A 12,224-nucleotide genomic window follows, 5' to 3' on the forward strand; every position below is an offset into this window, starting at 1 on the left:
ATTTATTCAATAAAATTAAGATGGTAAAACCTTTGGCTAAATATAAAAAAGGAGTACCTTTGCACCCGGCAAGTCCTACACGACCAGCTCCTGCAGAATCCCCCAGGGTGGGAACGCAGCAAGGGTATGCGGTCGTAGCGGTGCGATGTAGGTAGCTTGCCTTTTTTTGTACCCGAAAGTTTCCTGTTTTCGGAGGTCCTGAAACTTTCACAAAAGTTCGGGATCGGGTTAAAATTGGTTGCCTTTTTCTTTTATAAATTCCTTGTATCTTTTTATTTTTGCGCCATGAATTTGCCATCAAAAAGCAACTTTATCAGGAACGGATTAATATGGTCTTTATTTTTAATCCACTTTATCTTTTTATTTATAATATTAATAGAGTACAAGGCCCCTGTGTATGTTCTGGCTTTCATCGGGATGTTGCTGTTTATCATGCTTTTTTCCTATTTGAAGTCGCCTTTGCATATAGACGGGTTTGATTATGATTCCTGGCGTCTTGTGCTTTGGGTTCCGGCAGGAGCCCTGGTCGCTTTCTTTTTAAATCAAAAACTGGAACTGGGGCCTGTTCTGGGCGGTTCCGTGACCGGTTTTGCCGCATCTTACATTCCACGGCTTAACAGGCGTTCGGTTTATTTATCGCGATTGCCGGAAGTTATTTATTGTGGTGCTTTTATAGGAATGTCGGCACCAAAGGTGGCCAACGGATTTATGTTTGTAGTGATTGCCGGAATTATAACGGCCGTTTTCCTGATGCTTTCCAAGAACTTTTTATATGGTATAGGAGGAAAACTGGGAACACTTGCCTTTTTAGGGGTGGTTATCGCCTCATTCATTTACCAATTACTGAATTTATGGAACTTTTGGTATTAATAATAACAGCGCTGACAGGGGCATTGACCACTTATTATTGCTGTAACCGTTTCAGGTGGTCGCCGGTGCGTTCTTCGGCCACGTTGAGCATGGTTGTGGCCTTGTTTTTTAAAATATTTCCGGGTATTCTTTCGCAATACCTGACGGAAACTATCCCCTTTGTTTTTATCGGCGCCACTTTTGTGGGTATGGTATCGGCAAGACAAACCACGAGTTATTTCGGTATTAGCCTGGCAGCTGTTATTTACAGTATCATATTGCTGAATATGAGTGATTATTTCCGGGGTTACGGAGGTGCTTTGGGAACGGCGGCCTGTGTAGCTCTTCTGGTCGTTTTGAGTTCCCGCTATCTGAAATCGGATAAAAAAGCTTACGCAGGGACCAGGAAAGTGTGGAAACAGGTTAAAAAACCGATACGTAAGGGATAGTTTTGTATGTGTATAGTCTCCAAGGACCGGAAGCTGCCTGTAGGATAAATAGTGATTTTTAAACAGGGTTTATTTTTTCGGGAATTTTTAACTTAAAAAAAGTATCTTCGTTTGCTGATTCCTATAGGGGATAAAAATATTTCATGTCAAAAGTAGTTCTAATTACCGGAGGGTCTTCTGGCATTGGTAAATGCATAGGGGAGTTTCTTATAACCAAAGGATATAAGGTTTACGGTACCAGCAGGAATCCGCAAAAGGTAACGGGTTCTGTTTTTCCTTTGCTTAAGATGGATGTGCGGGAAAGGCAAAGTATAGACGAAGCCGTCAAAAATCTCATAAGCACCGAATTGCGCGTGGATGTGCTGATAAACAATGCCGGTGTGGGAATTACGGGCCCTCTGGAGGAAACACCGGATGCGGAGATGCTCAATAATTTCGAAACCAATGTTTTTGGTCCCCTGCGGGTTATAAAGGCCGTTCTTCCGCATATGAGAGTACAGGGAGAGGGGCTTATTATCAATGTAACCTCTATTGCAGGATATATGGGGCTGCCTTATCGCGGTATTTATTCCGCTTCCAAAGGAGCTCTGGGATTGCTTACGGAAGCGTTGCGTATGGAGATCAGGGCTTTTGGTATACAGGCCGTAAATGTCGCCCCGGGGGATTTTGCAACCAATATTGCCGCCGGAAGATACCATGCCCCGGTTATAGAAGGTTCGCCTTATGAAAAGGTATATGAGAATACCCTGAAAACCATGAACGACCATGTGGATTCCGGGGGAGACCCGCAAGAAATGGCGGAGGCGGTATACCGTATCATGCAGCAAAAATCACCGTCCGTCCATTACAAGGTAGGGGCTTTTATGCAAAAGTTTTCTATAGTATTGAAACGTATTTTGCCGGATAAAGCCTATGAAAAATTACTGATGAACCATTATAAATTGTAGCTTTGTAGTCTTGCGTACTATAAGTGATTTATACGAGAGGAAAGCGGTAAAACCAAAATAAATGAAAATCTAACATATTAAAAGTTAAAAAAATGAAGTTTTTTATAGACACAGCCAATCTGCAACAAATCGAAGAAGCACAGGCGTTGGGCGTTTTGGACGGCGTAACTACCAATCCGTCCCTTATGGCCAAAGAAGGTATAACAGGGAGAAACAATATTCTGAAACACTATGTGGATATATGTAATATTGTGGAAGGAGATGTTTCTGCCGAAGTGATCGCTACCGATTTTGAAGGCATGATAAAAGAAGGAGAGGAACTGGCGGAGCTGCACGAACAGATCGTGGTAAAGGTCCCTATGATAAAAGACGGGGTGAAGGCTATAAAGTACTTTACCGATAAAGGAATCCGTACTAATTGCACCCTGGTATTTTCGGCAGGACAGGCTTTGCTCGCTGCTAAAGCCGGTGCGGCCTATGTTTCTCCTTTTATCGGAAGACTGGATGATATTTCTACCGACGGGTTGAACCTGATTGCCGAAATACGCCAGATTTATGACAATTATGATTTTTCTACCGAGATACTGGCTGCATCTGTTCGTCATACTATGCATGTTATTGATTGTGCAAAAATAGGGGCGGATGTAATGACCGGGCCTTTGTCTTCGATCACCGGATTGTTGAAACACCCGTTGACGGATATTGGTCTGGAGCAGTTCCTGAAAGATTATCAGAAGGGGAATTCTTAATACTTATGGAAATTTATTCCCGGGAAAATGTTTTCCGGGGATGTTATAGTTTATAGGGCGAAGCTGGAATACTTTTTTTCAGCTTCGCTTTTTTTATGCTGTCTTGTAATTTAACGGAAAGGCTGATATCCGAGCCAAATTTTATTCCGCCACCGCTTTGGCCAGCAATTCGAGTGATTTCAGCTTTTTGCTGTGATTTGCGGAGATGAGCTGAACGATAATCTCGTCGGCACCGAATATTTCCCGAACCGTTTTCAGCTCCCGCGCTACGGTTTGTGCGTCTCCGACAAAAAATCTGGGAGGTTGCCTGGGATCCGAAAGTCGCTGGGCGAGTTCGGAACTTTTCAATAATTCCAGGGCTTCTTCTTCCGTTCGCAGCCCGTCCTTTATATTTCCCCGGTGAAGCTGTTGAAGGAAATACTGTGCGGGAGCCGATAATTCCACCGCCAGTTGTTCGGTTTCGTGTGCATAAATACTGAGGGACAATAAAAGTCGGGGGTGTTGCTGTCCGTACGTTTTACCGGAAGGCTGGAAGAGGTTTTTGTAAAGCCCGGTGATATAGTGAGCCTGTGAAGGGTTTATAAATGCCGCAAAGGAATAGGCTAATCCCGTTTTTGCCGCTGCCCTGGCGCTCCATTCGCTGGAACCCAGCAGGTAGATCTCCGGTAAAGTATTGTCACGGAATACTTTTACGTCATTAAAAGGGTGATCTTCGGAAAAATCATCCGCCAGCCAGGAAAGCAGTTCTGCCAGTTGTTCTGTAGAGTCGTTAGTGGTCTGGCGGTAGGAACGGTTGCGTTGCAGGGCCAGGTCGGAGTAAGGGCCTGTTGTAGCCCGTCCTATTCCCAGGTCTATTCTTCCGGGGAACAGTTCGGTGAGGGTAGAAAATATTTCCGCGACTTTAAACGGACTGTAATGATTGAGTAATACGGCCCCCGAACCCACACGGATATCCCTGGTTGCCGATGCTATTACCGGGATAAGCGCCTCGGGTGCACGTCCGGCAAAATGACCGGAATTGTGGTGTTCTGCCACCCAAAACCTCTTAAAACCAAGTTCTTCTGTAAATCTGGCCGTCTCTATGGTTTTGTGTAAAGCCTGGTTACGTGTTCCGTTATAGGGTACGGGAGATAAGTCTAAATAGGATAGATCCATAATTACTTTTTATTAATACAAAATTATTTTACTTTTACTATATAAAAAATAGTAGTTACCTAAAGGATAGTAATGAAACCGGAAAAAGTAATCCCTGAAAAGAAACAGTTCAAAGAATGTATCCATACTTTATATCCCATACGGGATGCCCTGGAAGTAATAGGAGGGAAGTGGCGGATACAGATACTTATTGCCATACGTACGGGAAATCATCGTTTTACCGCTATTCAAAAGGCTATAGAAGATATTTCGCCCCGTATTTTGTCCAAGGAACTGAAAATATTACAGGATAACCGTTTAATTGTCCGGGAAGTGTCCAACACGTATCCGGTAGTTATTACCTACCAATGGTCTGAGCATGCCAACAGTATAGCTCCTGTTATAACCGCTTTGAATGATTGGGGGATTTATCATCGGAAATTCCTTTTCGGAGAATAGGCAAAAACTGCTTTGTGTTAACAGGTCTTAGTTTAACGAGTTCAGGATATTGCGGAATTCCTGACTTTGGATATATGTGAAAGCGTTGATTATATTACTGTTATTGTCTACGACGATCACTTTATTCAGGTTGTTAATAGTAAGTCCTTTGCTGATGCTTTCCCGTTTGAAGGAAAGGTATTGTGCTTCCCGGCGCAGGTTGTTCAGTGCGATGGCTTCCATCCATTTATCATAATCTTCGTTAAGACATATGCCCACGAAGTTAACCATGGGGTATTCTTTCTGCAGGTCGATTACGTATTTGTTGATGTATTTGGAATGTCCTTTCTGGAATAAGGTCCAGAAGTAAACTACGGTATTCCGGTTGTGAGATACCCGGTTAAGATCGGTCTGGTTGCCTTGTGTGTCTACAAGTTGTAATGCCGGAATATGTGCTCCTTTTTGAAGTTTTCGTATACTCGTATACAGGGATTCTATCTCCTCCAGGTATTTGTTATCCCGATCGAGTTCCAGGAACTTCTCCATAAAGAGTTTGTTGTTGGTTTCTTCCTGGTCTTCGAGATAATAGGTGTAGGCCGTATTGCGGAACAGGTGATCTTTCAACCCCTTTTCTTTTACCTTGTCATTTATAAGCTGCAATTTGTGCATGTAGTAGTGCACAGAGTTCTCGTTAAAATCGTCTTTACGGGGACAGTCTTCAACGCATTTATTATAGGCAAGTCCGTTAAAGTGGTACACCATAAAATCAAAATACGGTTTGTAGAACCTGAGTTCCCGGTCGTTGTAGTTTACGTTGTTTCGGAATGCGTAAAAATCGTCCGGTATTTTAACCTGTTTCTTCCGGTCCGTACTTTTCAGTCTTTTATACATGTACGGGTAGAATTCCCGGTACCTGTAATTGGGATAATCAATAGAAGCCTTTGCTACATTTTTGGCAGGTTCGGAAAGCCTTTGGGTTACGATCAGGTGTTCGTATTGTTCCAGTTTCATATCCCGGAGGGAATCTATCTTTCTGCCGAACTCTTCCGGTTCCAGGTTGTAGTAACTGTATATGAGTTTTTGTTCGTCATCATCCAGGAGATACATTTCTATGAGGAAATTATTTTTTTCCGCGCCTTTGCCGGAGAAGACCAGCGATTCGTCAAAATTGAGCGTATTGACCCTGGCCAGTACACTATCCCGTCCCTGGATAAATACGTATTGATATTCCGGGAAGTGCCTGAATTTAAAAAGGTCACCTTTTTTATCGCGCAATTTTATCCGGAACAAAAAGCGGTTTTCGCTGTTTAAGAATGCAGTATCTACGGGTTCGTCATCTCTGTACAAAATGACAATACTATCACGTGGATTTATGACTTCGCCCCCGAAATAGGCGATGGTATTCTTTGGATTATCACAGCCAATAAAGGGTAATACCAAAAATGCAATCAGCAGGTTCCTCATACAATCCTTTTAAATGTATAGCGCTGAGAACTATACTTTTTCTAATGGCAAAGCTAACAAACCTTGGGGTGTTCGCGTGTTAATACCGAGTTAAAAAATGTTCTTAAAAGGGTAACATATACCCTTTGTAATAGTTTACGTTTTGTTACTTTTGCATCGAGTTAAACGAACTTCAAAAATAAAATAAATGTTAACAGTATCAAATCTTTCTGTTCAATTTGGCAAACGGGTTTTGTTTGATGACGTCAATGTCACATTCACCCAGGGCAATTGTTACGGGATTATCGGTGCGAATGGAGCCGGGAAATCGACATTTTTAAAAATTCTTTCCGGTAAAATGGATCCGACTTCGGGCCATATTCACCTGGAACCCGGAAAGCGTATGTCTGTATTGGAACAGGACCATTATGCTTATGATGAGCACCCGGTGCTGGAAACCGTAATACGGGGAAACAAACCGTTGTTTGCCATTAAAAAGGAAATGGACGATATCTATGCCAAGGAAGATTTCAGCGATGCCGATGGTGAAAGGGTAGGAGAGTTACAGGTGCAGTTTGAAGAAATGAACGGGTGGAGTGCAGACAGTGATGCGGCCGCATTGTTATCTAACCTGGGGATAGCGGAAGAGTTTCATTACACCCCGATGGGCGACATGGACGGAAAGCTGAAAGTGCGGGTGCTGCTGGCACAGGCGCTTTTTGGTAACCCGGACGTGCTGATCATGGATGAGCCTACCAACGACCTGGATTTCGAAACCATAAACTGGCTGGAAAATTTCCTGGCCAATTACGACAATACGGTAATTGTAGTTTCTCACGACCGTCACTTCCTCGATGCCGTTTGTACACATATATCGGATATAGACTTCGGGAAAATAAGTCATTATTCCGGTAACTATACTTTCTGGTACGAAAGCAGCCAGCTTGCGGCAAGACAACGTGCGCAACAAAACAAGAAAGCAGAGGATAAAGCCAAGGAATTACAGGAATTCATACAGCGTTTCAGCGCTAACGTAGCCAAATCCAAACAGGCCACTTCCCGTAAAAAGATGCTTTCAAAACTGAAGATAGATGATATAAAACCTTCCAGCAGGAGGTATCCTGCTATTATTTTCGAACAGGAAAGAGAAGCCGGAGACCAGATCCTCCATGTGGAAGGGCTTTCTGCTTCCCTGGAAGGAGATGTACTGTTCCGCAACGTGGATATCAACCTGGCGAAAGGAGATAAAGTAGCGGTTATTTCCAGGGATTCCAGGGCTACCACTGCTTTTTACGAGATCATTAACGATAAGGCAGCGCCGGATTCCGGTAAGTATCAATGGGGGGTAACCACTTCCCAGTCCTATCTTCCTGTAGATAATACGGCGTATTTTGATAATGACCTTACCCTGGTGGACTGGTTGCGTCAATGGGCAAAAACCGAAGAGGAGAGGGAAGAAGTTTACGTACGCGGATTTCTCGGAAAAATGCTGTTCAGCGGAGAAGAGGCCCTAAAAACGGGCAGGGTGCTTTCCGGAGGGGAAAAGGTGCGGTGTATGCTCAGCAGGATGATGATGCTCCGGGCTAATGTACTGATGCTGGACGAGCCTACCAATCACCTGGACCTGGAGAGTATTACCGCATTTAACAATTCGTTGAAAAACTTTAAAGGTACGGTGATGCTCACTACGCATGACCATGAATTTGCGCAAACCGTGGCAAACAGGATCATTGAACTGACCCCCAACGGTGCTATTGACAGGTACCTGACCTTTGACGATTACATGGACGACCCTGCAATACGTGAACAAAGGGAGAAAATGTATAAGGGATAATACTACTGTTCCGGGAATCGGGACAGATAAAATACGAAGTGCCTGAAGGCGGCTCATACGGTCCTTCAGGCATTTTTTTGTTTAGGGCAACGGGGAGGGACAGCTTTAAGGATATTATTTACAGGTACTAAAACCATACCCGTAGCCACAAGAATATTATTCGCAGGTACTAAAACCATACCCATAGCTACAAGAATATTATCCGCAGGTACTAAAACCATACCCGAAGCTAGAAGAATATTATTCACAGGTACTAAAATCATATCCGTAACCGCAAGAATATTATCCGCAGGTACCAAAACTAAACTCCCGGCCATAGGTATATTATTTGCAGGAGTAATAGGCAGGTTTGCTATGAAACGGACAAAAGATTTTCCGGCGGGGCTATTTCTTGCTTTTTAACTCCGTGGCCTGTCCTTTCCAGTCATCGCGTTTAATTCTTCCCGGAAAAAACTGTATGAGTTCGGTAACCTGGTTCATGTCTTCTTCTACAAACTTACTGACCTGGTCAAACGTATAAATACCTATACTGTTCAGCTTTTCTTCAATAAACGGTCCGATGCCGCTTATTTTTTTCAGGTCATCTTTTTCGGTTTCATCGGCGCGTCCTATGCGTTCGAAATTAAGCGGACTGTCCTGCGGGCTATAGAGGGCTCCGCGCCTGTCTCTTGTTTTCCTGGCCTTGATATTGGGATTGTTGTTGCCAAATGTACTTTGAGCATGTTTGTTCAGGTTCTCCCGGAGAGATTGTTTTTCGGAAAGGCATTCGTCCAGTTGCTTTCCGTATTTTTTAGAACTGTGATTTTTCGCAAAGAAATACCCGATAAGGAAACATCCCAGGCATATTATAAACAATACGATATATTCTATTGCGGCTACCGGTGCTAATTGGTCCATGATCTTTTTTTCTGGTTAAGGTTAATTTACTTTTATTTCTATCCTCCGGTTTTTCCGGCGCCCTTCCAGGGTGTTGTTACTTTCCAGGGGCTCATCAGAGCCTTTGGACAACACTTCCAGTTTTTCTTCGGAAATGCCCGTGCTTACGAGGTATTCCATTACATTTTTGGCTCTTTGCATACCGATCCACTTATTGGCTTCATCAGACCCCACATTGTCTGTATGCCCGGTAATGACCACCTCCTTTTCGGGGTATTTGTCCAGGTAGTTTTTCAGTTCTTCTGCATAGGCCTGTAAGGTGTTATCCGGCTGAAATTTTTCCGATCCGAAATGCGAATACAGTATTTTGTTGGTAATGCCCTCTTCGATCAGGGCGTTCCTGTCTTCTGTGAGGTCCTGGTATTTCAGTTCGATACCACCCCGGTATTGATTTTGGGGATCAAAACTAAAATCTTTACCTGCGGATTCCGTGACTATCCGGTCCGGGTTAATTCCGTACGCTACAAAACGCTTTCTGAGTGTTTCTGCCCTGGCCAGCCCGAGCGATTTTTTCTCTGTTTTATTGTACTGTCCGGTAATTAGCAACTCCTTGTCCTGGTTTTTGTTGAGGAAATCAAAGAGTAGTTTTTCTATCTTGACGGATTTGTCGGAAATAATTACCGAATCGGTCCCGGAGATGATGGAAAAATCGTCAAATTGTTCCAATGCAAAGTCGCTACCGTACTTTTCGCGGGCGGGGATCGTGTCTTTCGGTGGGGTTACCACCGTTTCTTTTTCCTGGAGGTCTATGCACAAATTTTTTACCTGGCATGTATACACCCAAGTCCCGAGGGCGGACCACATCAAAAAGAAAATAAAGGCAATGAGAAAATTTTTCATATGATTTATTTTGGTTGCCGATATTATTATTGTAATGCGTAATTATTTTTTGTTGTTGCTCATTTTTTCCCAGTTCTTCTTTTTCATCGTGACGAGAGTTTCGTTTTCCAGATCAAAAATGGAGACTTCTTTTTTACTTATGACAATATGTTGTTTCCACTCAACATAATCTCTGTAAAGTAAAAATGTACAGATATCAGTTGATGATATATATTCCGTTATAATATGTGAATGGTATGTTGTTTTAAGTGAATTTTTTTCATTTTCAGATTTATAAGGGAATTGTAATAGTGAATTATGAATTTTGGATTTGTTCCTGAAGTTATTGTTCTTGTCGTAGTTCAGGATGTAATCATTCCCAATAATTACAACTCCGCTGATTTGTGGGCCGGTTAGGACAAAGACTTTTTTCTCGTCGGCATTTATTACCGGAATTATATTTAGTGATGTGTTTTCGTAAAAAGAAAAGAAACTGTCTGCGTTTTTCATGGTCCTATTTCCCGCATCTTGTCTAATGGCAATTAAGTCTTTTTCTAATTTTGTTGCGTCTTGATGTAGTGTGTCAATGTTTATTGGTTCAGGTTTCGGAATATTGTTAAATTGATAACGGATTAATATTTTGTTTGGGTTGAATCTGCTAAAAAAGATCGTATTTATTTTATTGTCTGAAGTTTCATATGATAGATACCCGCCGATAGAATCCTTTTTTGTTGAAAATCTTGCAAGCATATCGTCCGTTCCATACCAAGACCCTTTTTCTAATCGATATAATAACTTCCCTTCCTCCAAAATTTTATCGGTTTCTTTGTTTTGTGCAAATGTTATTACACTATATAAAGTTAAACAGATTAGAAACGGTTTGTTCATTTGTGTTCTTTTATAATTGCAGGCAACTTATTTATGGTTTTTTGTCTCGTCTTAGTTTGGATTCGTGAACGAGTTTTATTTCATCTCCATCTATTTCATAGGCCCATACCGGGGGATGAAAATTGCCATAAAATGGAGTGTTTTCGCCAAGCCTAAGACAGTCTTCTTTGATTTTTGCACTGTCCAATATCTGTATAACAGGTTTAACATCTTTTGCCGTCAAAGAGTCTTGTTTTTCATAATAGATAAAAACAGGTTCCTGTTTATGAAAAAATACTCCCTTGAAGTAAGAACAATCATCGGGAGGGGTTAAGGTAATACTAAATCTTAGTTTAGTTTTTGGTTTATCAAAATAAAGGCAAATATAGGATTCATCCATAAGTTCGTGGTCTTTGGTTAGTGCGATAAATTCATCTAATTCTGCTTTTATCTTTTCGTTTAGTATCACTGCTTCTTTGTTTTTTTCTGCGCAGGAAAAAAGCATTGATAAGGAAGTCCAAAAAATCAGGATATTTCTCATTATAATCATTTTGCGCCAAACCCCTTTCTAAGGTTAAGAGATTTGAGTTTTATCAAGGTTATATTATATTTTTTTGCAAAACCATACCTGTCATCCGCATATTCCGTTAGGGAATGCTCTCCATTGTGGTACATATAATGTTTTTGATAGCCATAGTCTTGGATAAAACTTTCTCTTGACCTTCTATCGCCAGGACGGCCTTGTGTAGGGCCGTATCCAGAAGGGTATTCATCCCAGGAATCATGATCATCGTAGGGATGGCTGTGAATTTTATATAAAGGGAAAAAACCATTGACCAGATCAAAAAAATCAGTATCCATCTGTACACTTCCCAAGTTGTGATTAGTATAGATATAAAAGTTTTCCACACCTGAACTGTCCGAAAAGGCTTGTATTGCCTGTTCCGCATTGCCGTTATCGGCCAGAAACTTATATAGTTCCAGGGCGGCGTCTTCGTCTTCGACAGTAAGAAGAGTCAGTTCTCTCTTTTTCTTATTGACTACAAACGTACATTTGGTCATATTTTCCAGGATACTGCGTTTTACCAGTATGGACTTCCCGGTTTTATCGGAGATGAGTTTATGAACTACCTCCCGGTTCTCATCGTAGTGTGTCTTGTTGTCTTCATGGTGTATTCTGCCCATGGCATCCATCCGGTAGGTGTCCGGCGGGTCAATCCGGTTCCGGGAGATCATTTCATTGTCGATAAAGGATTTATCACCTAATAATGATCCCGAATCATCGTTTCCGGTATTAAGCGTACAATTTAATTCTCCGTTATGGCCTATGCCGGATAAATCTTTGGCCCAGTTCAGGGCATCTTCTACCGAACGCACATTGATCTCCATAAAATATTAGCATTCATTGAACAAAAACCGGGTTCACCTTATTTCGGGATATCTTAATTTTTGTTAAAAATATAAAATTCTTACAAAAGTAACAACACCAAACCCCGCGATGTATGGCGTATTGCGACCTTTTTGTTACAATATCCGGGTGTAATGTTATAAAATTTTGAGATTATTTTTGTTGATCTCAATAATTTTTCATTTAAATTTGCATCACAACAAAAGAAGAAATGAACCGTATAGTTTTACATCATCATCATTTTTACACTTGCACTCAGGCGAGGTGATAATGGTATGCATGTAATTCTTCAACCAATATTAAGCCCGTTTGAGTGTATCAAACGGGCTTTTTTTATTTTCATAATCCTAG

The 12,224-nt window shown here is 41.8% G+C and carries 14 protein-coding genes and 1 other RNA gene; 7 read left to right on the forward strand and 8 right to left on the reverse strand.

The window, feature by feature from the left end; genetic code table 11:
- Positions 1-66 precede the first annotated feature (66 nt).
- From ffs to fsa, 5 genes are all read left to right on the forward strand, one after another.
- An RNA gene (ffs, locus tag ACVBDU_RS02890) (signal recognition particle sRNA small type) lies at positions 67-165 on the forward strand.
- 228 nt (positions 166-393) lie between these two features.
- Complete coding sequence (locus ACVBDU_RS02895) at positions 394-870, forward strand: hypothetical protein (protein WP_447178277.1); 477 nt, start codon at positions 394-396, stop codon at positions 868-870.
- A complete protein-coding gene (locus ACVBDU_RS02900) occupies positions 852-1,298 on the forward strand; it encodes a hypothetical protein (protein WP_447178278.1) in 447 nt (148 codons plus the stop codon). Before ACVBDU_RS02895 ends, ACVBDU_RS02900 begins: the two co-directional genes overlap by 19 nt.
- A gap of 143 nt (positions 1,299-1,441) precedes the next feature.
- Positions 1,442-2,245: an SDR family oxidoreductase gene (locus ACVBDU_RS02905; protein WP_447178279.1), complete on the forward strand. Its 804-nt coding sequence runs from the start codon at positions 1,442-1,444 to the stop codon at positions 2,243-2,245.
- A 92-nt stretch (positions 2,246-2,337) separates the two neighbouring features.
- Positions 2,338-2,994 (forward strand): fructose-6-phosphate aldolase, encoded by a 657-nt coding sequence (fsa, locus tag ACVBDU_RS02910; RefSeq protein ID WP_447178280.1) that lies wholly within the window; start codon positions 2,338-2,340, stop codon positions 2,992-2,994.
- A gap of 141 nt (positions 2,995-3,135) precedes the next feature.
- Here the strand turns inward: fsa and ACVBDU_RS02915 are convergent, their stop codons facing one another.
- Complete coding sequence (locus ACVBDU_RS02915) at positions 3,136-4,149, reverse strand: MsnO8 family LLM class oxidoreductase (RefSeq protein ID WP_447178281.1); 1,014 nt, start codon at positions 4,147-4,149, stop codon at positions 3,136-3,138.
- Positions 4,150-4,221: 72 nt separating this feature from the next.
- On the opposite strand from ACVBDU_RS02915, the gene ACVBDU_RS02920 reads away from it, so the two are divergent.
- Positions 4,222-4,587 carry a winged helix-turn-helix transcriptional regulator gene (locus tag ACVBDU_RS02920; RefSeq protein ID WP_447178282.1) on the forward strand — a complete coding sequence of 122 codons (366 nt, stop codon included), beginning with the start codon at positions 4,222-4,224 and terminating at the stop codon, positions 4,585-4,587.
- A 27-nt stretch (positions 4,588-4,614) separates the two neighbouring features.
- Here the strand turns inward: ACVBDU_RS02920 and ACVBDU_RS02925 are convergent, their stop codons facing one another.
- Positions 4,615-6,030 (reverse strand): TlpA family protein disulfide reductase, encoded by a 1,416-nt coding sequence (locus ACVBDU_RS02925; protein ID WP_447178283.1) that lies wholly within the window; start codon positions 6,028-6,030, stop codon positions 4,615-4,617.
- Between the two features lie 187 nt (positions 6,031-6,217).
- On the opposite strand from ACVBDU_RS02925, the gene ACVBDU_RS02930 reads away from it, so the two are divergent.
- Positions 6,218-7,843, forward strand: a complete 1,626-nt coding sequence (locus tag ACVBDU_RS02930) for an ABC-F family ATP-binding cassette domain-containing protein (RefSeq protein WP_447178284.1) — start codon at positions 6,218-6,220, stop codon at positions 7,841-7,843.
- Positions 7,844-7,908: 65 nt separating this feature from the next.
- Here the strand turns inward: ACVBDU_RS02930 and ACVBDU_RS02935 are convergent, their stop codons facing one another.
- The 6 genes from ACVBDU_RS02935 to ACVBDU_RS02960 all read right to left on the reverse strand — a co-directional run bounded on the left by ACVBDU_RS02935 (position 7,909) and on the right by ACVBDU_RS02960 (position 11,854).
- On the reverse strand, positions 7,909-8,160 hold the full coding sequence (locus ACVBDU_RS02935; RefSeq protein WP_447178285.1) for a hypothetical protein: 252 nt from the start codon (positions 8,158-8,160) through the stop codon (positions 7,909-7,911).
- Between the two features lie 67 nt (positions 8,161-8,227).
- The gene (locus ACVBDU_RS02940; RefSeq protein WP_447178286.1) at positions 8,228-8,740 is read right to left on the reverse strand and encodes a helix-hairpin-helix domain-containing protein; all 513 of its coding nucleotides are present in this window, start codon (positions 8,738-8,740) and stop codon (positions 8,228-8,230) included.
- Positions 8,741-8,761: 21 nt separating this feature from the next.
- Positions 8,762-9,619 carry an OmpA family protein gene (locus ACVBDU_RS02945; RefSeq protein ID WP_447178287.1) on the reverse strand — a complete coding sequence of 286 codons (858 nt, stop codon included), beginning with the start codon at positions 9,617-9,619 and terminating at the stop codon, positions 8,762-8,764.
- A 42-nt stretch (positions 9,620-9,661) separates the two neighbouring features.
- A complete protein-coding gene (locus tag ACVBDU_RS02950) occupies positions 9,662-10,486 on the reverse strand; it encodes a hypothetical protein (protein WP_447178288.1) in 825 nt (274 codons plus the stop codon).
- Positions 10,487-10,517: 31 nt separating this feature from the next.
- A complete protein-coding gene (locus ACVBDU_RS02955) occupies positions 10,518-11,006 on the reverse strand; it encodes a hypothetical protein (protein WP_447178289.1) in 489 nt (162 codons plus the stop codon).
- Between the two features lie 5 nt (positions 11,007-11,011).
- Positions 11,012-11,854: a JAB-like toxin 1 domain-containing protein gene (locus ACVBDU_RS02960; protein WP_447178290.1), complete on the reverse strand. Its 843-nt coding sequence runs from the start codon at positions 11,852-11,854 to the stop codon at positions 11,012-11,014.
- Positions 11,855-12,224 lie beyond the last annotated feature (370 nt).

The organism is Sinomicrobium endophyticum (genome assembly GCF_052983315.1).

Coding starts and splice junctions, on each gene's coding strand:
- fsa (WP_447178280.1), top strand. CDS start 2,338: ATGAAGTTTTTTATAGACACAGCCAATCTGCAACAAATCGAAGAAGCA.
- ACVBDU_RS02915 (WP_447178281.1), bottom strand. CDS start 4,149: ATGGATCTATCCTATTTAGACTTATCTCCCGTACCCTATAACGGAACA.
- ACVBDU_RS02930 (WP_447178284.1), top strand. CDS start 6,218: ATGTTAACAGTATCAAATCTTTCTGTTCAATTTGGCAAACGGGTTTTG.
- ACVBDU_RS02955 (WP_447178289.1), bottom strand. CDS start 11,006: ATGAGAAATATCCTGATTTTTTGGACTTCCTTATCAATGCTTTTTTCC.
- ACVBDU_RS02925 (WP_447178283.1), bottom strand. CDS start 6,030: ATGAGGAACCTGCTGATTGCATTTTTGGTATTACCCTTTATTGGCTGT.
- ACVBDU_RS02945 (WP_447178287.1), bottom strand. CDS start 9,619: ATGAAAAATTTTCTCATTGCCTTTATTTTCTTTTTGATGTGGTCCGCC.
- ACVBDU_RS02900 (WP_447178278.1), top strand. CDS start 852: ATGGAACTTTTGGTATTAATAATAACAGCGCTGACAGGGGCATTGACC.
- ACVBDU_RS02960 (WP_447178290.1), bottom strand. CDS start 11,854: ATGGAGATCAATGTGCGTTCGGTAGAAGATGCCCTGAACTGGGCCAAA.
- ACVBDU_RS02950 (WP_447178288.1), bottom strand. CDS start 10,486: ATGAACAAACCGTTTCTAATCTGTTTAACTTTATATAGTGTAATAACA.
- ACVBDU_RS02905 (WP_447178279.1), top strand. CDS start 1,442: ATGTCAAAAGTAGTTCTAATTACCGGAGGGTCTTCTGGCATTGGTAAA.
- ACVBDU_RS02920 (WP_447178282.1), top strand. CDS start 4,222: ATGAAACCGGAAAAAGTAATCCCTGAAAAGAAACAGTTCAAAGAATGT.
- ACVBDU_RS02940 (WP_447178286.1), bottom strand. CDS start 8,740: ATGGACCAATTAGCACCGGTAGCCGCAATAGAATATATCGTATTGTTT.
- ACVBDU_RS02935 (WP_447178285.1), bottom strand. CDS start 8,160: ATGGCCGGGAGTTTAGTTTTGGTACCTGCGGATAATATTCTTGCGGTT.